The sequence below is a fragment of the Yoonia sp. genome (assembly GCF_042093035.1).
Lineage (GTDB): Bacteria > Pseudomonadota > Alphaproteobacteria > Rhodobacterales > Rhodobacteraceae > Yoonia.
Genome location: NZ_JBELFI010000004.1, coordinates 23496 through 45538 on the forward strand (window position 1 = coordinate 23496; position 22043 = coordinate 45538).

22 protein-coding genes are annotated in these 22043 nt (G+C 56.7%); 16 read left to right on the forward strand and 6 right to left on the reverse strand.

Annotated elements, in window-relative coordinates; translation table 11 throughout:
• From ACFDSS_RS01320 to ACFDSS_RS01330, 3 genes are all read left to right on the forward strand, one after another.
• Positions 1-1229, forward strand: a 1229-nt coding sequence (locus tag ACFDSS_RS01320; protein ID WP_375253947.1) for an ABC transporter ATP-binding protein, incomplete at its 5' end; no start/stop codon positions are given.
• Positions 1226-3058: an ABC transporter ATP-binding protein gene (locus tag ACFDSS_RS01325; protein WP_375253948.1), complete on the forward strand. Its 1833-nt coding sequence runs from the start codon at positions 1226-1228 to the stop codon at positions 3056-3058. The genes ACFDSS_RS01320 and ACFDSS_RS01325, both read left to right, overlap by 4 nt.
• Positions 3058-4263: a class I SAM-dependent RNA methyltransferase gene (locus ACFDSS_RS01330; protein ID WP_375253949.1), complete on the forward strand. Its 1206-nt coding sequence runs from the start codon at positions 3058-3060 to the stop codon at positions 4261-4263. The genes ACFDSS_RS01325 and ACFDSS_RS01330 overlap by 1 nt, the downstream gene beginning before the upstream one ends.
• Here ACFDSS_RS01330 and ACFDSS_RS01335 read toward each other — a convergent pair whose 3' ends face one another.
• The 5 genes from ACFDSS_RS01335 to ACFDSS_RS01355 all read right to left on the reverse strand — a co-directional run bounded on the left by ACFDSS_RS01335 (position 4264) and on the right by ACFDSS_RS01355 (position 8694).
• Positions 4264-4797, reverse strand: a complete 534-nt coding sequence (locus tag ACFDSS_RS01335; protein WP_375253950.1) for a CAP domain-containing protein — start codon at positions 4795-4797, stop codon at positions 4264-4266.
• A gap of 175 nt (positions 4798-4972) precedes the next feature.
• The gene (locus ACFDSS_RS01340; protein ID WP_375253951.1) at positions 4973-6250 is read right to left on the reverse strand and encodes a serine/threonine protein kinase; all 1278 of its coding nucleotides are present in this window, start codon (positions 6248-6250) and stop codon (positions 4973-4975) included.
• A gap of 214 nt (positions 6251-6464) precedes the next feature.
• A complete protein-coding gene (locus ACFDSS_RS01345; protein ID WP_375253952.1) occupies positions 6465-6725 on the reverse strand; it encodes a DUF6522 family protein in 261 nt (86 codons plus the stop codon).
• Between the two features lie 6 nt (positions 6726-6731).
• Entirely contained in the window at positions 6732-7817 is a 1086-nt protein-coding gene (hemH, locus tag ACFDSS_RS01350; protein WP_375253953.1) for a ferrochelatase, read from the reverse strand.
• A gap of 49 nt (positions 7818-7866) precedes the next feature.
• Positions 7867-8694, reverse strand: a complete 828-nt coding sequence (locus ACFDSS_RS01355) for a methyltransferase domain-containing protein (protein ID WP_375253954.1) — start codon at positions 8692-8694, stop codon at positions 7867-7869.
• A gap of 23 nt (positions 8695-8717) precedes the next feature.
• Here ACFDSS_RS01355 and ACFDSS_RS01360 point away from each other — a divergent pair, with 23 nt between their 5' ends.
• From ACFDSS_RS01360 to ACFDSS_RS01375, 4 genes are read left to right on the forward strand one after another with little or no spacing between them, the layout of a single operon-like run.
• Positions 8718-9440 (forward strand): double zinc ribbon domain-containing protein, encoded by a 723-nt coding sequence (locus ACFDSS_RS01360; protein WP_375253955.1) that lies wholly within the window; start codon positions 8718-8720, stop codon positions 9438-9440.
• A 33-nt stretch (positions 9441-9473) separates the two neighbouring features.
• Positions 9474-9731 carry a glutaredoxin 3 gene (grxC, locus tag ACFDSS_RS01365; protein ID WP_375253956.1) on the forward strand — a complete coding sequence of 86 codons (258 nt, stop codon included), beginning with the start codon at positions 9474-9476 and terminating at the stop codon, positions 9729-9731.
• The gene (locus ACFDSS_RS01370) at positions 9728-10558 is read left to right on the forward strand and encodes a carbon-nitrogen hydrolase family protein (protein ID WP_375253957.1); all 831 of its coding nucleotides are present in this window, start codon (positions 9728-9730) and stop codon (positions 10556-10558) included. Before grxC ends, ACFDSS_RS01370 begins: the two co-directional genes overlap by 4 nt.
• Positions 10558-11004 carry a MarR family winged helix-turn-helix transcriptional regulator gene (locus ACFDSS_RS01375; protein ID WP_375253958.1) on the forward strand — a complete coding sequence of 149 codons (447 nt, stop codon included), beginning with the start codon at positions 10558-10560 and terminating at the stop codon, positions 11002-11004. The genes ACFDSS_RS01370 and ACFDSS_RS01375 overlap by 1 nt, the downstream gene beginning before the upstream one ends.
• Here ACFDSS_RS01375 and ubiG read toward each other — a convergent pair.
• Positions 11001-11744 (reverse strand): bifunctional 2-polyprenyl-6-hydroxyphenol methylase/3-demethylubiquinol 3-O-methyltransferase UbiG, encoded by a 744-nt coding sequence (gene ubiG / locus ACFDSS_RS01380; RefSeq protein ID WP_375253959.1) that lies wholly within the window; start codon positions 11742-11744, stop codon positions 11001-11003. The two genes, ACFDSS_RS01375 and ubiG, sit on opposite strands and share 4 nt — an antisense overlap.
• Before the next feature lie 52 nt (positions 11745-11796).
• Between ubiG and pip the strand changes: the two genes are divergently transcribed.
• The 9 genes from pip to nusA all read left to right on the forward strand — a co-directional run bounded on the left by pip (position 11797) and on the right by nusA (position 22042).
• Positions 11797-12792 (forward strand): prolyl aminopeptidase, encoded by a 996-nt coding sequence (pip, locus tag ACFDSS_RS01385; protein WP_375253960.1) that lies wholly within the window; start codon positions 11797-11799, stop codon positions 12790-12792.
• Between the two features lie 59 nt (positions 12793-12851).
• Positions 12852-13844, forward strand: a complete 993-nt coding sequence (locus tag ACFDSS_RS01390) for an ABC transporter permease (protein WP_375253961.1) — start codon at positions 12852-12854, stop codon at positions 13842-13844.
• Positions 13844-15040, forward strand: a complete 1197-nt coding sequence (locus tag ACFDSS_RS01395; protein ID WP_375253983.1) for an ABC transporter permease — start codon at positions 13844-13846, stop codon at positions 15038-15040. Before ACFDSS_RS01390 ends, ACFDSS_RS01395 begins: the two co-directional genes overlap by 1 nt.
• Positions 15037-16686 (forward strand): ABC transporter ATP-binding protein, encoded by a 1650-nt coding sequence (locus tag ACFDSS_RS01400; protein ID WP_375253962.1) that lies wholly within the window; start codon positions 15037-15039, stop codon positions 16684-16686. Before ACFDSS_RS01395 ends, ACFDSS_RS01400 begins: the two co-directional genes overlap by 4 nt.
• 73 nt (positions 16687-16759) lie before the next feature.
• Positions 16760-18310, forward strand: a complete 1551-nt coding sequence (locus ACFDSS_RS01405) for an ABC transporter substrate-binding protein (RefSeq protein ID WP_375253963.1) — start codon at positions 16760-16762, stop codon at positions 18308-18310.
• Between the two features lie 73 nt (positions 18311-18383).
• Positions 18384-19013 (forward strand): CDGSH iron-sulfur domain-containing protein, encoded by a 630-nt coding sequence (locus ACFDSS_RS01410; protein ID WP_375253964.1) that lies wholly within the window; start codon positions 18384-18386, stop codon positions 19011-19013.
• A 132-nt stretch (positions 19014-19145) separates the two neighbouring features.
• Positions 19146-19649 (forward strand): hypothetical protein, encoded by a 504-nt coding sequence (locus tag ACFDSS_RS01415; protein ID WP_375253965.1) that lies wholly within the window; start codon positions 19146-19148, stop codon positions 19647-19649.
• A 177-nt stretch (positions 19650-19826) separates the two neighbouring features.
• Entirely contained in the window at positions 19827-20396 is a 570-nt protein-coding gene (gene rimP, locus ACFDSS_RS01420) for a ribosome maturation factor RimP (protein WP_375253966.1), read from the forward strand.
• Positions 20397-20431: 35 nt separating this feature from the next.
• Positions 20432-22042 carry a transcription termination factor NusA gene (gene nusA, locus ACFDSS_RS01425; RefSeq protein WP_375253967.1) on the forward strand — a complete coding sequence of 537 codons (1611 nt, stop codon included), beginning with the start codon at positions 20432-20434 and terminating at the stop codon, positions 22040-22042.
• Position 22043: the final 1 nt, after the last annotated feature.

The following is a 22043-nucleotide window of genomic DNA, read 5'->3' on the forward strand; positions in this document are numbered from 1 at the left end:
TCACGCCCGCGTCTGAGTTGGCTTCGAACGCGCGCAGTGCGGTAACCGGGCGTGTCGTGGATAGCTACACCAACATTCACGCCGTGAAGATGTTTGCACATCATGAGCGAGAGATCGACTACGCCAAAGACGCCATTGAGCACGCGCGCCGCACCTTTCAACATGAGATGCGCCTATACACGATCATGGACGCGGGGCTGATGCTATTGAACGGCATCCTTGTTGTGGGCGTTGTCGGTTGGGCGATCTGGCTTTGGATGCAGGGGGCGGCTTCTGTCGGGGTTGTGGCGGTCGCGACATCGCTGGCGCTGCGACTGAATGCCATGTCTGGCTGGATCATGCGGGCGATGACTGACTTCTTCCGTGAGTTGGGTGTCGTGCAGGAAGGGATGCAGACGATCGCGCAGCCTGTGACACTGATCGACCAGCCCGGCGCAAAGCCTATGTTAGTGCAGGGCGGAAAAGTCGAAATTCAGTCTCTGTCCCACCATTATGGGAAGAAAACGGGTGGTTTGGACCGTGTTGATTTGACGATTGCCACGGGTGAAAAGGTGGGGCTCGTCGGGCAATCGGGCGCGGGGAAATCAACGCTCGTGAAGCTGTTGCTGCGGTTTTATGATGTTGAGCAGGGCCGCATTCTGATTGATGGGCAAGACATCAGATTTGCGACCCAGGATAGCCTGCGCAGCGCGATAGGGATGGTCCAGCAAGATAGTGCGCTATTGCACCGGTCGGTGCGGGAAAACATCCTTTATGGCAAACCAGATGCGACCGAAGATCACGTCATTGCCGCGGCACAAAAGGCGGAGGCGCATGAATTTATTCTGGGATTGGAAGATAATGAGGGCAACACCGGATATGACGCGCGCGTTGGTGAGCGTGGCGTAAAGCTATCGGGCGGCCAGCGGCAGCGGATCAGCCTTGCGCGCGTGATCTTGAAAGATGCGCCGATCCTGCTGCTGGACGAAGCCACAAGTGCGCTAGATAGTGAGGTTGAAGCGACTATTCTGCAGACGCTTTATGGTATGATGGAAGTCAAGACTGTGATCGCGATTGCGCATAGGCTTTCGACGATCGCGCAGATGGACCGGATCATCGTGATGGATCAGGGCCGCATTGTCGAAGAAGGCACGCATGCCGCGCTGTTGGCGCAAGATGGGCAATACGCACGCTTCTGGGCGCGCCAATCTGGCGGGTTTCTGGGGCAGAATGATGAGGCACCAAAATGAACCCCGAACGCTGGATCGACCCGTTTGAACCGGCAGAAGGACCGCCGCCGCAAACGCTGTTGGCGTTCCTTGGGTGGTGCCTCAAGGGGAGCGGAAAAATCACTGTTATGGCCGGATTAGTGTCTGCTATTGGCGGCACGCTAGAAGTCGCAACGGCTTTGATGCTGGGCTGGGTGATTGACGCGACACTTGCCTCAACGGGGCAGACCTACTTCGCCGACAACATGCTCTTGCTGCTTGGCGTGACGGTCTTTTTCTTGATTATAAGGCCCATATTTCTTGGCGTTTCCGGTGTCTTGCAGGCGGTGGTCGTTGGCCCCGCACTTGGCAATCTGATCCTGTCGCGGCTGCACAGGCATTCGCTTGGGCAGTCGGTCACCTTCTTTGATGATGATTTCGCAGGCCGGATTGCGCAGAAACAAATGCAGGCCGCCCGTGCTGCGACGGATCTTGTGGTTGATATGATCCACACGGTGGCATTCGCTTTGGCATCGCTGGTCGGGTCGGTGATTTTGCTCTTCACGATCGATGCGCGATCAGCTTTGCTTTTGGCGGTTTGGGCTGTGTCCTACATCCTGCTGATCCGGTTCTTCATGCCGCGCATTCGTGAACGCTCCAAATCGCGGGCGGCGACGCGGGCGATGGTGACCGGGCAGGTCGTTGATACGATCACGAACATCAAGACTGTGAAGCTTTTCGCCCATGATGCGCATGAGGACCGCGCGGCCACTGACGCGATGGAGACCTATTGGGGTGCGGCCGTTGGCTATGGTTGGCTGTCTGCGTCTTTCCGGTTCTGGCTGATGGCGCTGGGTGGGCTGTTGCCGATCATTCTGGTGGGTATGACCCTTTATTTCTGGACGACTGGCGATGCGACCGCCGGTAATATCGCGGCGGCGGGTGCGATTTCACTGCGCCTCTCGCAGATGACCGGCTGGGTCAGTTTCACGCTGATGGGCATGTACGCCAACGTGGGCGAGGTCGAAGACGCGATGAACACGCTTAGCCCGATGCATACACTGACGGACAAAGCAGACGCGGTGCCACTCAACGCGGATACAGGGCGTATCGTATTGGAAAACGTGTCGTTCAGCTATGGTGGTGGGCCCGGCGGCGTAGATGGTGTGTCGCTCAGCGTGGCGTCGGGTGAAAAGCTCGGGCTGGTTGGCGCATCCGGGGCGGGGAAGTCCACGCTGGTCGCACTTTTGCTGCGGCTTTACGATGCCGAGGCTGGGAAAATCACGGTCGATGGCACGGATGTGCGCGAGGTGACGCAGGAAAGCCTGCGCGGCCAGATTGCGATGGTCACGCAGGAAACCGCGATGTTCAACCGATCTGCCCGCGACAATATCAAATACGGCAAGCCCGACGCGACCCAAGACGAAATCGAGGCCGCCGCGCGACAGGCCGAAGCACATGACTTTATTCTGACCTTGCGGGACCACAAAGGCCGTAGAGGCTACGATGCGCATCTGGGTGAACGCGGCGTGAAGCTGTCTGGCGGACAACGCCAACGCATCGCAATTGCGCGGGCGATCTTGAAAGACGCGCCAATTCTGGTGCTGGACGAAGCGACGAGCGCGCTCGATTCCGAAGTAGAAGCGTCGATTCAAGCTGCGTTAGAGACGATTATGGACGGCAAAACCACCATCGCCATCGCGCACCGTCTGTCCACTCTCGCCCGCATGGACCGGATTGTTGTCCTTGACGGCGGCCGTATTGTCGAAGAAGGAACGCACGACGCATTGCTGGCGCTGGGCGGACTATATGCGCGCTACTGGAACCGGCAATCGGGTGGATTTATCAATGTGAAAGACGCGGCTGAATAATGCTCACGATTGAAAGTTTGACCCATCTTGGGATGGGCCGTGCCTCTGACGGGCAATCGCTTTTGCCGCGTGTCCTGCCGGGCGAAGAAGTTGACGTTGCCCAGGACGGCACGCTCCGCGTTATCAACCCTTCCACGGATCGGGTTGCTGCACCGTGTCGGCATTTCAAATCCTGTGGGGGCTGCGCGATGCAGCACGCGAGCGACCGTTTCGTGGCTAAGTGGAAGCAGGACATCGTGGTCAAGGCGCTGTCTGCACGTGGGCTGACGCCTGCGCTGCGGGATATTGCGACCTCGCCCACGCAGTCGCGGCGGCGTGCGAAGCTGTCGGGCCGCCGCACCAAGAAGGGCGCGATGATCGGTTTTCACGCGAAAGGGTCTGATACGCTGGTACAGGTGCCCGATTGCCAGCTTCTGACGCCAGCGTTGATTGACAGCTTTCCCGCACTTGAGACGCTGACGGTTCTGGCTTGTTCGCGCAAAGGCGAAATTGATCTGACCGTGACAGAGGCGGCATTGGGTGCGGATATTTTGGTGCAGACCGACAAAGAGCTGACCCCACAATTGCGTGTCGAGCTCGCGGCTTTGGCAAACCAGCATGGGCTGTCGCGCTTGGTCTGGAACGACGAACCTGTCGTCATGATCAACCCGCCAGCGCAGGATTTTGGGGGGACGTCTGTTGTTCCGCCACCCGGCGCGTTCTTGCAGGCGACAAAGCATGGAGAGCAGGCATTGTTGGCCGCGGTTGAAGAAATCACTACCAAAGCAAACCGGATCATCGACCTTTTTGCGGGTTGTGGCACCTTTACGCTCCCTTTGGCGAAACGTGCGGAAGTTCATGCAGTTGAGGGCGAGAAAGCGATGCTCGATGCGTTGGACCGAGGTTGGCGTGAGGGGCACGAACTGCGACGTGTGACCACCGAAACGCGCGATCTCTTTCGCCGTCCGATGGAAGCGGATGAATTGCGCAAGTTTGATGCGGCCGTGATTGACCCGCCGCGCGCAGGGGCAGAGGCGCAGGTTGCGACCCTGATCGCCTCAGAGGTCAAAACAATCGCGATGGTATCGTGTAATCCCGTGACCTTCGCGCGCGATGCGCAATCGCTCGTTGATGCGGGCTTTGCAATGCCCTGGGTTCAGGTCATCGATCAATTCCGCTGGTCGCCCCACACGGAGGTTGTGGCGGGCTTCACGCGCAGCAGATGACTATCCCTGAATGCCCGCCCCAGCCAATGGCGGGACACCAAGGGGATCACTGCCCATGTTCAGCGTCCACCAAAGCTTGCCAGCCGGTTCTTGAAACCATGCAAATCCCATAGCGCGGGCAGACGGTTCAAGGATCACCGCGCGGGTGTCTTCCCGTGCCATCCAAGCCGCGAGCGTTTGCAGCTCAGTTTCGAAAGACTCAGAGATGTTTTCACCAAGAAGTTGACCAGCGAAACCGACGCGGCGCGCACGATCAAGCGGGCTTGACCCGTCTGATCCAAAAAGCCAAGGGCGGTTTTGCACCGCCATATCGCGCGCATGCGTGGCCGCAGCGGCGTTGAGCTGCGCGTCCAGTTGAACGAGTGGCAGCCCTGCATTTCCGCGAAAAGCATTGACGCTGTCCAGCATCCGAAATTGCACCGCAGCCACGTCACCATCAGAAATCCGGTAGACGCCACCGCCCGACCCGCCGCCCTGCTCACAGGCAGCCAAACCCATCGCCGCCAGCCCCAAGATCATTTTGCGTCGGTGCATACCCATACTCACTTTGTGATTTGCTATCGTCTTTATCGGGAATGAGGGGGTACTTCAAACACAACGGCAGCGAACCGGACGGTTTGATATTCTATCAATGGTGGTGCGCTCACTCATGCAGACAGCGCCCGAGGCCCAGACGAAAAGACAAAAACGCCCATCGAAGGGCGCTTTCCTAATCTTTTAAGAAGATCCCGAAGATACGTGATATCCCCGTGCGTTTCTTTTTTGCCGGTACGGCCAAGGAGCCGGGCTTTACGTAAACGGCCTCAGATGGCGTTTTGGACACCACTTTCGAGACTTCCTTGGTTTCCTTGGCTTCCTTGGTTTCCTTGTTGAATTCCTCCGCCCATTCCGGCTTGGAGGCGACCTTCGGCTCTGACGTGGCAGGTTTGCGCGACTTGGGTTTCACATCGCGCGGCTGGGAATTGTAGACGAACTCATTTGTCTCAGACACCAGGCGGTTCAGAACCTTATCAAGGTTATTATGCGGGTTCATCCGGATCGGCACAGCGCGTTCACGGCGCTGCGTAATCAGGCCCAGCCACTCACGTACGGTCTGCACACGTTCCTTTGGCAGGACATTCATCGCTTTGTCGATCGCCTCAAGGAAGGCCAAATCATAGTCGGGGAACCGACCGGCAAGCGGCTCACACGGATCAGGGTGGTTGGCCGCAAATTCAGCCATACGCGTCTGGCTATTTGGCGGCGCTTCTCCGCTAATTATATGATAGAATGTAGCACCCAGTGCATATAGGTCACTGCTGGGGCCTTGTTTGCCACCAGAGAAATAGAATTCCTGCGGCGAATATCCGTCTTTCACAACCAAAACGGCAGAAACCGCGCGTGTTTCACGACTGGCTTCTTCGCGGGCGGCACCAAAGTCGATCAGAACCGGGCTGCCCCATTTGTCCAGCAGGATGTTGTCAGGTGAAATATCGCGGTGCAGCAGATCATTGTCATGCACCAGCTTCACGGCATCCAGCACCTTGACCAGCACTTCTTTCACCTGATCCGGCGCCAGCGCGTCCTCTTCACCTTTAATCAGGCTCAGCAGATCGCGGCCATTAATGAGATCAAGGACCATATAGGCGGTTTCATTGTCTTCGAAAATGCGATGAACGCCAACAATATTGGGGTGGCGCAGCTTTGCGATGCTGCGGGCTTCGCGCATGAACATCTCAACGATGGCGCGGTATTTTTCGTGGTGAATATGAGAGCGGACAAGCACTTTGCGGCCATCGCGACGGCAGAAGGCTTCGGGGTAACATTCCTTGATAACAACGCGCCGTCCCAGGAAGTTATCCTGGGCCAGATATGTAATCCCAAAACCACCACTACTGAGAGGGCGTTCGATGGTGAACTGGTCACCCATGAGAGGCGTGCCAGCGGGAAGCGCCTCACTGCGCTCTTCTGGTAATTGCTCTAAATCTGCATGGTTCACAGCAGTCATTTCTCGCTTTTCATGCCAATACGCGGCACGCTCCCAAAACTTCACTCAAGACGATGTTCTAAATGTCGGAGAAATATGGTGCATTTGAGGCATAACGAGGTCAAATCGAGGCTTTGGCCGTAAACGCACCAAATTTTGTGCGCTACAGGGCCTATCCTGGGTATTTAACAAGGAAACTCTGGAATTTTTTACCCTTAGGCAAGGCTGGCAGTGCCTAGGACAGACGATTCGACATGGCAGTTCGCGTGGTTTTCAGAACCTCGCCCTGTGCATCACAGATGAGGCGCACGCGTTGTCCGGCATACCAAAAAGTAAGCCTGATGCGTCCGGCGTCTTCGCCTTCGCCGTGCTCTGATTGGCTGGTAATCTCGCCCGCGCGCATCTTTGCGGGAACATCGGCAGGTGACAGGCCCAAAAGCGGCCCCAGATCATCAGCGTTAACCGTCGCCCCGTCTTTGGAAAGTGATACTTTCAACAGCCCCTAGTCCAACCAACCCTTCAGGTTTTTTGCAATCACACCGGAGAGCGCATCAATATGTGCAGGATCATCGTTCAGGCAGGGGATATAGGTAAAATGTTCGCCGCCAGCCTCTTCGAAGCTCTCCTTGATCTCTTCGTTGATCTCTTCCAGCGTTTCGATGCAATCAGCCGAAAACGCAGGCGCGCAAACGGCGATATTCTTGACGCCATCTGCTTCGGCCAGGCGCGCCACTTCCTCAACCGTGTAGGGCTTCAGCCATTCTTCGGGGCCGAAACGGGACTGGAAAGTTGTCACGATATCAGTGTCATCCCAGCCCAGCCGCTCCTTGAGAAGGCGCGTCGTTTTCTGGCACTGGCAATGGTAGGGGTCACCTTCGCGCAAGTAGCGTTCCGGCACGCCATGATAGGAGCAAACCAGTTTTTCCGGCTTGGTTTCGGCATTCGCATAGGCCCGTTCAATCGACTGCGCGAGCGCTTCGATATAGTCAGGCTCTTCGAAATATGGCTCAACCACGCGGGCGACGGGCTGCCACTTTTGGTCCATCAGAGCGCGAAAGAACTGGTCATTGGCGGTGGCGGATGTGGCGCCCGCATAATGCGGATAAAGCGGGAAAAACAAGATCTTGGTGCAGCCGGCGTCCACCATCTCTTGCACTTTGGATTTGGTTGACGGGTTGCCGTAGCGCATGCAGAAATCAACGCGCACGTCGTCGCCATAACGATCAACCATCTGCTGTTTGATCGCAGCCGTCTGCTTTTTCGTGATCGTCAGCAGCGGGCTTTCGTTGTCTTCTTCGTTCCAGATCGACTTGTAAGCCGCACCAGAGGAAAACGGGCGTTTCGTCAGGATAATCAGCTGCAAGAGTGGCTGCCAAATCCAGGCGGAGTAATCCACGACCCGCTTGTCAGACAGAAATTCGTTCAAATAGCGCCGCATCGACCAATAGTCGGTTGCGTCAGGCGTACCGAGGTTGGCCACAAGAATCCCGACGCGCGCAGGCTTCACCTTGGGATGGTCAGGCTGCGCGTGCATCGGGCAAACGGCGGGCCGTTCTTGGGGTGAGTTTTGTGCGTCAAACATATTCATCGCCCTTTTACTATCGTCATTCGCGCGGGTTTTAAATGGGATACGTGGGTCATTCGTCATTGGACTTGTTTAGTGAGGTTTCTTTTGTGCCCAGCGCATCTGCCAATCGCGCTTTGGCGCTCCCCGGGCGCAGCGGTTGCGGTTGGTTCTCTGCGGGCGCCCAGCCTGTCAGCGTGATAGATTCGAATGTCGCATCGACCCGGTTGTCAGCGTTGTGGAAGTGATCGGCGTAGATGCAGGCAGCCTCTGTCAGCAGGTTGCGCCGCGTGGCGTGTTTGACCCGCTGCGCTAGTGCGTTGTTTTCACCCATTTTGCGCAAGTCATGCATCAGGTGGAACGCATTGACGTAGCTGGCCGTCAAAGTGGCGCTGTCGGCGACGGGCAATGCGAAACCTGCCCGTTGCAGCAGACCGCCAAGGTCGCGAATTTCGCCCATAGGTGCGACCCGTGGGGACAATCCGCCGGTGATATTTGCCTCTGCCTCTGCCAGCGACGCGCGCAGCTCATGCAGCGTCTGGCCACCCAGGAACGTGCAAAGCATCAACCCGTCTGGTCTGAGCGCGTGACGGCATTGCACCAACTGCCCCACCGGATCATTTGCCCAGTGCAGGCACATCATATGCAGCACCAAGTCAAAGCTCTGTGGCTCCAGCGCGAGCGTTTCCTCGTCCGAAACGATGGTGGCGTCCGGGTATTTTTCCGCCCAGTATTCATGAAAGCCAGTCACAATCGCCACGTCTGTAAAGGTTCTGTTAACCTCGACCTGTCTCTCATGCACTTCATCGGCGGCCTGATCTTGCAGGAACAAGCCATTTTTGTCCGCGCGGGCGCGATTGCGCATCAGCGCACGGCGGTCGGTGATCTGGGGCGTCTTCATAGGCGCTCATGTAGGATGGAATCATGCGGTTGCAAAGCGTCATTCATGCGATTTATCCGCCGCAATGCATCGTTTGCGATGCGCTGACGGCGGATGACCACGGGCTTTGTGGCGTCTGCTGGGCCGACACTGTATTTTTGTCGGGATTGGTTTGCGACACCTGTGGCGCCGCATTGCCGGGCGACACCCCGGAGGTGGGCGTCCAGTGCGATGATTGCATGACCATCGCCCGACCGTGGAACCAGGGGCGCGCCGTTTTTGCCTATTCGGGCGTTGGTCGGCGCCTTGTGTTGGGGCTCAAGCATTCGGACCGGACAGATCTAGTGCCTTCTGTCGCGCGCTGGATGGTGCGCCGCACGCAGGAAATGACTTTGTCAGACCCTGTTTTAGTGCCCGTTCCGCTGCATTGGACCCGACTGGTCAAGCGGCGGTACAATCAATCTGCGATGCTTGCGCAGGCGATGGGTGCCTTGATGCAACGACCTGTTTGTGCAGATGCATTGCGTCGGCCCAAACGGACGAAATATCTTGATGGCCATACCCGTGAGGCGCGCTTTGCGACGCTGGCAGATGCCATTGCGCCCAACGCCAAACGTGCTTCTGCCATTGCTGGCCGTCAGGTTCTTTTGGTTGATGACGTGATGACATCCGGGGCGACCCTTGCCGCCTCAGCTGAGGCGGTCAGTTTGCTCGGTGCCACAAACGTGTCGATTGTTACACTGGCAAGAGTGGTGAAAGAGCCCTAGATCAGTGCCTACACTGATTGAAGGAGCCACCCCATGGCCACCGTTGAAATTTATACCAAACCGACTTGCGGCTTTTGTCATATGGCCAAGCGTTTGTTGAATGCGAAGGGTATCAGCTATTCGGAAGTCAATATAAGCGCACAGCCCCAGCGCCGCGCGGAGATGATCCAACGCGCAAATGGTGGCAGCACTGTCCCTCAGATCTTTGTGGACGGCGTCCATGTCGGGGGCTGCGACGAACTGTTTGCGTTGGAGCGCGGCGGCAAACTGGATGCGCTGCTGGCAGCATGAAAACCGCGCTGTTACAGCTGAACTCTGGCGATGACCCAGTCACTAACCTTGGGCAAACGCGCGATTTCATCGCGCGGGCGGTGGCGCAAGGGGCGCGTTTCATCCTCACGCCTGAGGTGACGAATTGCGTCAGTCAGGACCGCGCGCGGCAAGCGGTGGTCCTGCAACATGAAGCGGACGACATCACGCTCAAAGCGTTGCGCGAAGACGCGGTGCGGCATGGCATTTGGCTGTCCATCGGTTCACTTGCCCTCAAAACGGGTGACGCCGACGGCCGCTTCGCCAATCGGTCATTTCTGATTGACCCTGCGGGGCAGATCGGCGCGCGCTATGACAAGATCCATATGTTTGATGTGGCCGTGTCAGAAACCGAGACCTACCGCGAGTCAGCCGGCTATCGCCCCGGCACGCAGGCGGTCGTCGCAGATACGCCTTTCGCCAAAATCGGAATGAGCATCTGCTATGACCTGCGTTTTGCCTATCTCTACCGCGCCCTGGCGCAGGCGGGCGCTCAGGTTTTGCTGGTGCCTTCCGCATTTTCGCCCGTCACGGGTGCGGCACATTGGGAGCCGCTGTTGCGTGCGCGCGCTATTGAAACCGGATCATATGTCCTCGCGGCCGCACAAACTGGCGCGCATCCAGTGCAGTCAGGCAAGCCGCGCCAAACTTTCGGGCATGGGCTCGCGATTTCGCCCTGGGGCGAGGTTTTGGTGGATATGGGTGACGCCCCCGGCATTGCTTTGCTTGATCTTGACCTTGCGGAGGTGGCACAAAGCCGCAACCGTATCGCGTCGCTCAGCCACGACCGCCCTTTTGAAGGCCCTTAATGTCGACATCATCTAGATCCCTTTCCGTTTCGCTTTTCAGCGAGCTTCTGGTCGTCGATCAGCTTGCGCGCGCCAGTATCGCGCGGGTGTTACCGAAAGGTATGGAGCTGTCGCATTTTTCGGTGCTGAACCATCTGGCGCATTCAGGCGGCGAACGATCGCCTGCGCAATTGGCCAAGACGTTCCACCTGACCCGTGGTGCGATGACAAACACGCTGCATAAGCTGGAATGGGCCGGATGGGTGCATGTGCGCCCCGACTGGGACGATGCGCGGCGCAAGATGGTCTCCATCAGCCCCTCTGGCCAATCCGCGCGCGATGCCGCGATTGCCGCGATTGCGCCTGTCATTTCCGATGTGGTTGACACCATCGGTGAAGATCGTGTGCGGATGGTTCTGCCGGTTTTGCGTGAAATGCGCGCAAAGCTGCGTGACAGACTGGATTAACCCGGTTTTATTGCTGTCGTGACGTAGTTCACGGACAAGTCCCGATCTGAAATGGACCAAGTGAACTTCGCAAAGTTAAAGACGAAACCCTTGCGATCAACAGGCGTCATGCCCGATTTTTCAATCAGTGCGAAAAGCTCATCCGGGGTGATGAATTTATCCCACTCATGTGTGCCCTTGGGCAACCATCGCATCACATATTCTGCGCCGATAATTGCCATCACGAAGCTTTTCGGGTTGCGGTTAATGGTGGAGCAGATGTGTATTCCACCCGGTTTCATCAGCGCATGGCATGCATTCAAGTAACCTTGCGGATCGGCGACATGTTCAACCACTTCCATATTCAAAACGGCGTCAAACTGTTCGCCTGCCTCTGCCATCGCTTCCGCGGTGGTGTGGCGGTAGTCGATGTCCAGACCGGATTGTTCCGCATGGATTTTCGCAACTGGAATGTTGCGCTCTGCTGCATCCGCGCCAACAATCGTGGCGCCAAGCCGTGCCATCGGTTCGCAAAGCAACCCGCCGCCGCATCCGATATCGAGAATGCGCAACCCTTTGAAGGGGTCCGGCCGGCTCAGATCACGACCGAACTCCGTCGCGATCTGGCTTGTGATATAATCGAGCCGCACCGGGTTCATCATGTGCAACGGCTTGAACTTGCCCTTAAGGTCCCACCATTCGGCGGCCATCGCCTCAAACTTGGCGATTTCTTTGGGGTCTACTGTGTTTGTGGCTGACATTTTAGCCTCGTATCCAATGGTCCTTGGTGATGAATAGCGATATAGGATGATTATGGACAAAGTCGTAGGACAAAAGCGCGCGTCTGCGCATCTTTACCAGCCCATTGATCCTTTCGATCAACGGATGTTGGAAGTCGGCGACGGCCATCGCATCTATGTTGAGCAATGCGGCAACCCTGATGGTATCCCCGTTGTTGTACTGCATGGCGGTCCGGGTGGTGGCTGTAGCCCTGCAATGCGCCGCTACTTTGACCCCAACCACTACCGCGTCATTCTGTTTGACCAGCGCGGCTGTGGCCGCTCGCGCCCCCATGCCAGTGTCGATGCAAACACGACATGGCATTTGGTTGCCGATATTGAGCTGATCCGTGAAACACTGGGGATTGACCGCTGGATCGTCTTTGGCGGCTCTTGGGGGGCGACGCTTGCACTGATCTATGCGCAGGCCCACCCTGACCGCGCTGCGGCACTGACCCTGCGTGGCGTGTTCCTGATGACCCAGCCAGAACTGGATTGGTTTTACGGAGGCGGTGCCGGCAAATTCTGGCCCGACCTTTGGGAGCGCTTTGCCGCGCTCATACCTGAGGACGAGCAGGATGACTTTATCGCCGCTTATCATCGCCGCCTGTTTTCCGGCGATATCCCGCTTGAGACCCGCTACGCCCGTGCCTGGGCCTCTTGGGAAAACGCGCTCGCGTCGATTGAGAGTGATGGTGTGACGGGGGAAAGCCCTGCGGATTATGCACGCGCTTTTGCCCGACTTGAGAACCATTATTTTCATAACGCGGGCTTTCTGACGGCCGATCAACAAATCCTGCATCCCGGTCAAATGGCCAAGATCGCGGATATACCCGGCGCCATTGTCCAAGGTCGCTACGACATGATTTGCCCGCCAACATCTGCGCATACGCTGGCCCAAAAATGGCCGGGCGCGCAGCTGACATTCATCGGTCGCGCCGGGCACGCCTTGTCGGAACCCGGCATCAGCGCAGAGCTTGTCCGCACCATGGAGATGTTCGCAACCCAGCGGCACAGCTTGGGTCTTTAGCCTTTACAGATGAAAGTCAGTCGTTAATGTTCGCCTGAACCAAAGGGGAAATTCAGGTTTTGGGCAGTGTCCTAACGATTATTCTACAACGACTGGCGCTTGGTCTTCTTACTTTGCTGATTGTCTCGATGGTGATTTTCACTGCCGTGAACCTTTTGCCCGGTGATTTTGCAGAATCCATTCTCGGACAAGGGGCCACTCCGGAAGCTGTTGCATCTATTCGTGCGGACCTTGGTCTCGATCAGCCGCCCGTGACCCGCTATTTCCAATGGCTGGGCGGTGTTTTGCGGGGCGATTTGGGCACCAGCTTCGCGCAGGCGAATTTTGCCAGTTTTACCGGAACGGATTCCGGCGCAACCACTGTTGCTGCACAGATTGCACCGCGTTTTGCCAACACCATGTTTCTTGCAATGGTGACCGCAGCGATTGCGGTTCCCGTTTCGATCACCCTTGGAATTCTTGCAGCGCTCTACCGCAACACGGTCTTTGATCGTGCCACAAACATCTTCACCCTGTCGTCGATCTCAAGCCCGGAATTCTTTCTGGCCTATATTCTGATCCTGTTCCTTGCGGTGCTGAACCCGATTTTTCCATCGTTGTCGAATATCTTCGAAGGGATGGCATTCAGTGAGCGGTTGGAGAAATCCATGCTGCCCGCATTGACGCTGACCCTTGTGGTGACCGCCCATATGATGCGCATGACCCGAGCGGCGATCATCAATTTGCTGGCCTCGCCCTATATCGAAATGGCCCGTCTGAAGGGCCTGTCCCCGATGCGTGTTATCGTCAAACATGCGCTGCCCAACGCGCTGGCGCCCATTATCAACGTGATCGCGCTGAACCTCGCCTATCTCATCACTGGCGTCGTCGTGGTCGAGGTGGTCTTTGTTTATCCCGGTATTGGACAGCTCTTTGTGGATAGTGTGAAAATTCGCGATATTCCGATTGTGCAAGCGAGTTGCCTGATCTTTGCAACGGCGTTTATTCTGCTCAACCTGACGGCTGACATCATGTCGATCCTGTCCAACCCACGTCTGAGGCATCCGAAATGATTTTATGGATTGTCGCGGCTCTCGTTGGATTGGGTGCGGTTGCCTGGGGTTTCCGTTTTGCCGGAAAAGCCGTGACAAGCAACGCGCCCAAGTTCCGCGATATGCCTTATGGCGTCGCCTACGGCTATGTGCTGGGGGTCGCGATTGTTCTCTGGCTCGTCTGGGCCTACATCCAAGGCCGCAGCCCTGATCCTGCGATTGCGAATAAGTTCTTCTTTCTGCGCGTCGCGATCGAAGGCTTTATCGTCTTTGCGATCGCAGCCTGGGTTTTCCGCCTTCTTGGGCGCTCCGTTGGCACCGTATGGAGCCGCAAGATGTTTCGTTCCATGCCCTTGACCGCGTCCTTTGGCATTCTGACGATCCTTATTTACACCGTCTTTGCGGTCTTTGCCGGTCTGATTGCGCCTTACGGTCAGGAAGAAATCATCCAAGGTGCAGCGGCGAACATCGTGCCGGGCGGAGACCCGGCGCTGGGCGGCAATCCCGATTTCCCGCTGGGGACCGACCAGATTGGACGTGATATTCTGAGCCGGCTGATCTACGGCGCCCAGAACACCGTTGGGATTGCCTTTGCGACAACCGTTCTCGCGTTCCTTCTGGGCGGTACTTTGGGCTTTTTGGCCGCCACGCTTGGTGGCTGGCTGGATCAGGTCCTGTCGCGTCTTGTGGATGTGCTGATGGCAATCCCGTCTTTGATTTTCGCACTGCTCTTGATGACAATCGCGAGCGTGTGGGCGCCAACCTTGGGCATTCCGCTGACGGTCTTCATGGTGTTTATCATCGCGGTGATCGACAGCACACGCGTTTATCGACTGGCGCGCGCGGTTGGGCAAAACATCGTTGTGATGGACTATATCGAAGCTGCAAAGCTGCGCGGTGAGGGCCTGGGCTATCTTGTGTTCAAGGAAATTCTGCCGAACGCGACCGCACCACTTCTTGCGGAATTTGGTCTGCGCTTCTGCTTTGTATTCCTGACAATCGCGGCGCTGTCATTCCTGGGTGTCGGCATCCAGCCGCCATTGGCCGACTGGGGCACAATGGTGCGTGACCTGGGCGGTTTCGTAAACTTCGCACTCTTTGCGCCGATGGCTGCCTCTGCGCCATTGCTGGCGGCGGGCGCGATTGCCCTGCTGACCATTGCCGTCAACTTTGTGGTTGATTGGATGCTGCATAAATCCTCGGGGTTAAAAGAATGAGTGGTGAGCCTCTTGTTAAAATGCGTGGCGTCAAACTTGAAGGTCGCAGCGATGAAACATGGAACCCCATCATCAACGGCGTCGATCTGACACTTGAACGGGGTGAGGTGCTTGGGCTGATTGGCGAATCCGGTGCCGGCAAGTCAACGCTCGGTCTGGCCGCAATGGGGTATACCCGCGATGGCGTGCGCATCAGCGAGGGCGCCATTGCATTTGATGGCATTGATCTGTTGACCGCCTCGGCTGCTGTCAAACGCCAGCTCCTGGGCAAGCGTATCGCCTATGTCGCGCAATCTGCGGCGGCCAGCTTCAACCCTGCGCACAAACTGATGGACCAGCATGTGGAAGGTCCGGTGCAGCATGGCGTGATGCAGCGCAGCGAAAGCGAAGCTGACGGGATCGAGCTTTACCGCAAATTGCGTCTGCCAAACCCCGAACAGATCGGATTTCGCTATCCACACCAGGTTTCCGGCGGTCAGCTGCAACGCTGCATGACGGCAATGGCAATGTCTTGCCGTCCTGATCTGATTATCTTTGATGAACCGACCACCGCCCTTGATGTCACAACCCAGATTGAGGTTCTGGCCTCGATCCGTGACATCGTTGAGCAATTCAACACGGCCGCAATCTATATCACCCACGACCTCGCGGTTGTGGCGCAGATGGCGGATAAGATTAAGGTGTTGTTGAAGGGTGATGAGGTCGAAACGGCTGACACCCGCACAATGCTGTCCGCGCCGACACAAGAATATACCAAGTCGCTGTGGGCTGTGCGTAGCTTTGAGCGGCCTTTGAAGCCAGCGGTTCAGACCGGCTCTGTGCCGGTGGTCAGTGTTCAAAACGTCGATGCTTCCTATGGGACCGTGCCTGTTTTGCATGATGTGAGCTTTGACATGCACGAAGGCCGCACCGTTGCCGTTGTGGGCGAAAGCGGGTCCGGCAAGTCAACGACTGCCCGTTGCATCACCGGTCTGTTGCCGCCCAAAGCGGGACAAATCCTTGTGGACGGCGCGGTGATGCCGCCAGATTATCGCAAGCGCTCCAAGGATCAGTTGCGGCAGGTGCAGATGATTTACCAAATGGCCGATACCGCCTTGAACCCGCGTATGTCGATTGGCCAGATCATTGCCCGCCCGGTTGAATTTTACCTGGGTCTCAAGGGTGCTGCGAAACGCAAGAAGGTGAACGCACTGCTTGAACAAATCGAGCTGGAGCCGTCGCAATATTACAACCGCCTCCCGTCGGAGCTTTCGGGCGGTCAGAAACAACGGATCGGTATCGCGCGCGCATTGGCCGCGGAGCCGAAGTTTATTATCTGCGATGAGGTGACGTCGGCCTTGGATCAGTTGGTTGCCGAAGGCATTCTGCGACTATTGGCGCGCTTGCAGGATGAGCTGTCGCTTTCTTATATGTTCATCACCCATGACCTTGCGACCGTGAAGGCGATTGCGGATGAAGTCGTTGTGATGAAAGATGGGCGCGTGGTGGAGCAAGGCCTAAAGGATGATATGTTCCGGCCTCCGCATCATGCGTACACAGACCTGCTGCTGTCATCAGTGCCGGAAATGGACCCTGATTGGCTGACAAATCTGCTCGAAGAACGCGGAGTTGATAACATCGGCGACGCAGCAGTTGATAAGATGTAACACGAATCGCCCCGATAATGGGTGACATAATCGGGCGTGCGACGCCTGAACAATAACTAGGGAGAACGAAAATATGCACGGAATTAGTAGACGCGGTCTATTGAAAACAGGTGTTGCCGCAGGTGTCTTGGGCATGACCGGTATGCCTTTGCGCGCGCAAACACGCGGCGGCAAGCTGACGGCGGGGCTTTCGGGCGCAAATACATCCGATAGCTGGGATGGCCGGACGCACTCTGACCTTTACATGATTGCATCAGCACAGGGCGCCGTTTTTGACAGCCTGACAGAGGTCGCGGCGGACGGTTCGCTCAAGGGTGAATTGGCGGAAAGCTGGGAAGCATCCGCTGATGCGAAAACCTGGACATTCAACCTGCGCCAGGGCGTGACGTTCCATAACGGCAAGTCGTTTGGTGCTGACGATGTGATCGAATCGCTGCAACTGCACGTCGCTGAAGGTGCGAAATCCGCAGCGCAGCCGATTGTCGCAGCGATTTCTGAGATGACAAAGATCACGGACAGTCAGGTGCAGTTCGTGCTGGAGGCCGGCAATGCTGACTTCCCGTATTTGATGTCTGACTATCACCTCCTGATGTATCCTGCTGGCCAGATTGAAGAGGCGATTGCCCAAGGTGTCGGCACGGGTCTTTATCAGGTGCAGTCATTTGATCCCGGTGTGCGCATGGTCGCAACCCGCTATCCAGATCACTACAAAGGCGACAGCGCTGGTTTCTTCAATGAGATCGAATACATCGCCATCAACGACAACACAGCCCGCATGAACGCGCTGATGACGGGTCAGGTTGATACGATCAACCGGATCGACTTCAAGACTGAACCACTGCTGCGCGCAAACCCTGCGTTGCGCATTCAGGAAGTCACGGGCAACCAGCAGTATACTTTCCCGATGCTGACGGACACCGCACCATTCAACGATGCCAATGTTCGCCGCGCGCTGAAGTACGGTATCAATCGTCAGGAAATGGTTGACAAGATCCTGCTTGGCCACGGTGCAGTTGGCAACGACACGCCAATCGGCCCTGCAAACCAGTACTACAACACTGAGATGGAACAGCTCGCCTATGATCCCGATCAGGCCAAGTTCTATCTTCAGCAGGCAGGTCTGGATAGTCTCGACATTGATCTGTCTGCCTCCAACGCGGCTTTTGAAGGCGCAGTTGACGCAGCCCAGTTGTTCCAGTCATCTGCGGCAGCCGGTGGTATCAACATCAATGTGATCCAGGAACCCGCTGACGGGTATTGGTCAAACGTCTGGCTGAAAAAGCCGTTCTGTGCGTCTTACTGGTCTGGTCGTGCGACGGAGGACTGGATGTTCTCGACCGCATATGAGGCCGGTGTCCCATGGAATGACAGCCAGTGGGACGAGAAAGACAGCGCGCGCTTCCAGGAGCTTTTGCTGACGGCCCGTGCCGAATTGGACAGCAACCGTCGCCGCGACCAGTATTTCGAAATGCAGCAGATCCTCCGCGATGAAGGCGGTGTGTTGATCCCGATGTTTGCCAATTACGTGCAGGCTGTGAACAACCGGATTTCGTCGCCTGACGTCGTGGGCAACCTCTGGCAGATGGACAACGGGCGTATGGCCGAGCGTTGGTCGGTGGCGTAAGCCATTAGAAGATAGATCGAAACGCCCTGCCGAAAGGTGGGGCGTTTTGCGTTGAACCCTCAAGGGAAAGACTATGTCTGATGATGTGAAGATTGAAGAACGCAAAGATGGACCATTGGTTGTGTCTGGCCTGTCATCGTTTGAAGGCCCGGATGGACCTATTGCGCCTAAACCCGTCATGGCCCTGTGCCGCTGTGGTAACTCAAAGAACAAGCCATTTTGCGACGGGAGCCACAACAAGGTCGGCTTTGAAAGCCGTGGCGGCACCCCTGCAGGCCGAGACCGTGTCATCACATATGAGGGCAAGGAGGTGTCGGTGAACTACAATCCGCTTTTGTGTTCACATGCAGCCGAATGCGGCAGGCTTGCGTCCAACATCTTTAACCCCACCCAGAAGCCATGGGTGCAGCCCGATCTTGGAACCGTCGCCGAAGTCGAGGCCGTTATCGCCGCCTGCCCGTCTGGCGCGCTGTCGATTGCCACTTCGGAAGGCGTGGAACACAGAACAGCCGATCGTGCGCAGATCGTGGTGGAAAAGAACGGCCCCTATTGGGTCAAAGATATTCCGGCGCCGACGTCAGATCGCGCTGCTGGTGCCTCCGAAGACAAGTTCGTGCTTTGCCGCTGCGGTCTGTCCGGCAACAAGCCCTATTGCGACGGATCGCATCGTGATGCCAAGTGGCGTGATGAAGCTGAAGGCTGATTTCGGTCGGCAGGTTTCCGCCGTCCGTATGCCCGATCCGAATAGTATTGGTCGCGAAATGATTCGTCTGTTTATGATACCTTCACCCTGCTGCCCTATATCACAGCAAAACATATCGAATATCTCACCTGAATGAAGTTTGGAAAAGTCATGGCTCTCTCTATCTCACGTCAGTTCTTGCGCGTTGGCGCGACTGCCCTTGTTTTGACGACGGCGATAACTGCGTCTGTCATTATTTCCGCGGACGCCGCCTATGCGGAACGTGGGGCGCATGGAAATAGCAATGGAAACCGCGGGAACAGCAATGGTTCGCAAGGAAATGAAATCAGTGTCAATCGTGGCGCGATCGCGAGCGAGTTGAAAAACCTGAACGCCGCCCACGCCAGCCAGACTGGTCTGGAAAATGCAAACGCCGATAGTCTGATTGGATTGCTGTTCGCCTATCAGACAGAGCAGCGGGCGCTTGCCGAAGCGGGTGCTGGCGCAGAAGGTGAAGTGACCGAAGTTGCAGCCGGGACCGAAGAAGAAACCCCGCTCCAAGTCATCGAAGAAGGTGCTTTGGCTGTTCTGACTGGAGGACGTGAACTTACTGAATCCGCACTTGGTGAGCTGAACCGACTTCTGGGTCTCAACTGACAAACAGTGAAATGGCAGGCAGGCCGCGAAAACCGGCTTGCCCCTTGCGCATGACGGGAACCTTCCGTATATGATCCATAACAGCGGCGTCTGGCTTCCACCCCCAGACACCACCGAATTTCACAACGGGCCGCGCGCCCGTTTTTTTGTGCCGAATGATAAAGTCGGAAATTGAAGATGAACGATCTGATTGCCAAAGCGGCCATTGACCGCCGCATCGCCGAAATTATCACCCCTGTCGTTGAGGACATGGGATTTGAAGTTGTGCGCGTCCGTCTGATGTCTGGCAAGGAAAGCATCCTGCAGATCATGGTGCAGCGCCCTGATGGCCAGATCGAAGTTGATGAATGCGGCCAGATTTCCACAGCGCTGAGCGCTGTTCTGGATGTCGAGGATCCGATTCTCGACGTTTATACGCTTGAGGTTTCCAGCCCCGGCATTGACCGCCCGCTGACGCGGATGAAGGACTTTGACCAGTGGGAAGGCTTTGAAGCCAAAATCGAAACCGATGAGCTGATCGACGGCCGCCGCCGCTTCAAGGGGCCTCTGGCCGGGACGGAAGGCGATGAGGTCTTGATTACGATTACTGAGGGCACGATTGGGCTCAAGTTTGAATGGCTGTCGGACGCCAAACTGGTGCTGACAGATGAATTGATCCGCGATGTTTTGCGCGGACGAAAAGATGCGGGTCAAATCGATGAGACCCAATTTGATGAAATCGAAACCATCATTGACAGCGATGAATAGAGCGCCCCGCCGGGGCGACGAGGAGAACACATAAGATGGCATTTACATCCGCTAACCAGCTCGAACTGCTGCAAACAGCCGAAGCTGTGGCCCGCGAAAAGAACATTGAGCCCGGGCTGGTTGTTGAGGCGATGGAAGAATCGCTCGCCCGTGCGGCAAAATCCCGTTACGGCGCTGAGATGGACATCCGTGTTGCGATTGACCGCAAGACCGGCAAAGCCACGTTCACCCGCGTCCGCACCGTGGTCGAAGAAGAAGAGCTTGAGAACTATCAGGCTGAATTCACTGTCGCGCAGGCCAAAGAGTACATGGAAAACCCAGAGGTCGGCCAGCAGTTGATCGAAGAAGTCCCGCCGGTGGAATTGGGCCGTATCGCGGCACAGTCCGCCAAGCAGGTGATCCTTCAGAAAGTCCGCGAAGCGGAGCGTGACAAGCAATACGAAGAATTCAAGGATCGCGCAGGCACAATCATCAACGCGCTGGTCAAGCGCGAAGAGTACGGCAATGTCATCGTTGACGTGGGCGCTGGCGAAGCCGTTCTGCGTCGCAACGAAAAGATCGGTCGCGAGGCATACCGCCCGAACGACCGCATCCGTTGTTTCATCAAGGAAGTGCGCCGCGAGCAGCGTGGCCCGCAAATCTTCCTGAGCCGGACTGCGCCTGAATTCATGGCTGAGTTGTTCAAGATGGAAGTGCCTGAAATTTACGAAGGCATCATCGAGATCAAGGCCGTCGCCCGTGACCCCGGTTCGCGCGCAAAGATCGCCGTGATCTCTTATGACGGTTCCATTGACCCTGTCGGCGCCTGCGTTGGTATGCGTGGTTCGCGCGTGCAGGCCGTCGTGAACGAGCTTCAAGGCGAGAAAATCGACATCATTCCCTGGAATGAAGATATGCCGACCTTCCTCGTGAACGCGCTGCAACCTGCGGAGGTCTCCAAGGTTGTTCTTGATGAAGAAGCTGGCAAGATCGAAGTTGTTGTCCCCGATGAGCAATTGTCACTGGCGATTGGCCGTCGTGGTCAAAACGTCCGCCTTGCTTCCCAGCTGACCGGTCTCGATATCGACATCATGACCGAGGAAGAAGAAAGCAAACGTCGGCAGGCTGAATTCGAGCTGCGCACGAAATTGTTCATGGATACCCTTGATCTGGACGAGTTCTTTGCCCAACTCTTGGTATCAGAAGGGTTTACAAGCCTCGAAGAAGTCGCCTACGTCGAAATTGACGAATTGTTGGTGATTGAAGGCGTAGACAATGACACCGCTGGCGAATTGCAGGCCCGTGCGCGTGATTATCTCGAAGCACAGGCCAAGAAAGCCATGGAAGCGGCCCGCGCATTGGGTGTCGAGGATAGCCTCGTCAACTTTGAGGGGCTGACGCCGCAGATGCTGGAAGCCTTGGGTCAGGATGGCGTGAAAACGCTGGAAGACTTCGCAACCTGCGCGGACTGGGAACTGGCAGGTGGCTGGACAACCGAAGGCGGCGAGCGTGTGAAAGACGACGGCGTATTGGAGCCATTCGACGTGTCACTGGAAGAAGCCCAGGACATGGTCATGACAGCCCGCGTGATGTTGGGTTGGGTTGACCCGGCGGATCTGGAAGCAGACGCCGAAGAAGACACAGCCGAAGAGGAAGCGGAGGCCTGAT

Excerpts from the sequence above, each read along its gene's own strand:
- ACFDSS_RS01400 (WP_375253962.1), top strand. The coding sequence starts at position 15,037 with ATGAGTGGTGAGCCTCTTGTTAAAATGCGTGGCGTCAAACTTGAAGGT.
- ACFDSS_RS01405 (WP_375253963.1), top strand. The coding sequence starts at position 16,760 with ATGCACGGAATTAGTAGACGCGGTCTATTGAAAACAGGTGTTGCCGCA.
- ACFDSS_RS01330 (WP_375253949.1), top strand. The coding sequence starts at position 3,058 with ATGCTCACGATTGAAAGTTTGACCCATCTTGGGATGGGCCGTGCCTCT.
- ACFDSS_RS01415 (WP_375253965.1), top strand. The coding sequence starts at position 19,146 with ATGAAGTTTGGAAAAGTCATGGCTCTCTCTATCTCACGTCAGTTCTTG.
- pip (WP_375253960.1), top strand. The coding sequence starts at position 11,797 with ATGGACAAAGTCGTAGGACAAAAGCGCGCGTCTGCGCATCTTTACCAG.
- nusA (WP_375253967.1), top strand. The coding sequence starts at position 20,432 with ATGGCATTTACATCCGCTAACCAGCTCGAACTGCTGCAAACAGCCGAA.
- ACFDSS_RS01340 (WP_375253951.1), bottom strand. The coding sequence starts at position 6,250 with ATGACTGCTGTGAACCATGCAGATTTAGAGCAATTACCAGAAGAGCGC.
- ACFDSS_RS01410 (WP_375253964.1), top strand. The coding sequence starts at position 18,384 with ATGTCTGATGATGTGAAGATTGAAGAACGCAAAGATGGACCATTGGTT.
- ACFDSS_RS01375 (WP_375253958.1), top strand. The coding sequence starts at position 10,558 with ATGTCGACATCATCTAGATCCCTTTCCGTTTCGCTTTTCAGCGAGCTT.
- ubiG (WP_375253959.1), bottom strand. The coding sequence starts at position 11,744 with ATGTCAGCCACAAACACAGTAGACCCCAAAGAAATCGCCAAGTTTGAG.
- ACFDSS_RS01355 (WP_375253954.1), bottom strand. The coding sequence starts at position 8,694 with ATGAAGACGCCCCAGATCACCGACCGCCGTGCGCTGATGCGCAATCGC.
- ACFDSS_RS01370 (WP_375253957.1), top strand. The coding sequence starts at position 9,728 with ATGAAAACCGCGCTGTTACAGCTGAACTCTGGCGATGACCCAGTCACT.
- rimP (WP_375253966.1), top strand. The coding sequence starts at position 19,827 with ATGAACGATCTGATTGCCAAAGCGGCCATTGACCGCCGCATCGCCGAA.
- ACFDSS_RS01335 (WP_375253950.1), bottom strand. The coding sequence starts at position 4,797 with ATGCACCGACGCAAAATGATCTTGGGGCTGGCGGCGATGGGTTTGGCT.
- hemH (WP_375253953.1), bottom strand. The coding sequence starts at position 7,817 with ATGAATATGTTTGACGCACAAAACTCACCCCAAGAACGGCCCGCCGTT.
- ACFDSS_RS01360 (WP_375253955.1), top strand. The coding sequence starts at position 8,718 with ATGCGGTTGCAAAGCGTCATTCATGCGATTTATCCGCCGCAATGCATC.
- ACFDSS_RS01325 (WP_375253948.1), top strand. The coding sequence starts at position 1,226 with ATGAACCCCGAACGCTGGATCGACCCGTTTGAACCGGCAGAAGGACCG.
- grxC (WP_375253956.1), top strand. The coding sequence starts at position 9,474 with ATGGCCACCGTTGAAATTTATACCAAACCGACTTGCGGCTTTTGTCAT.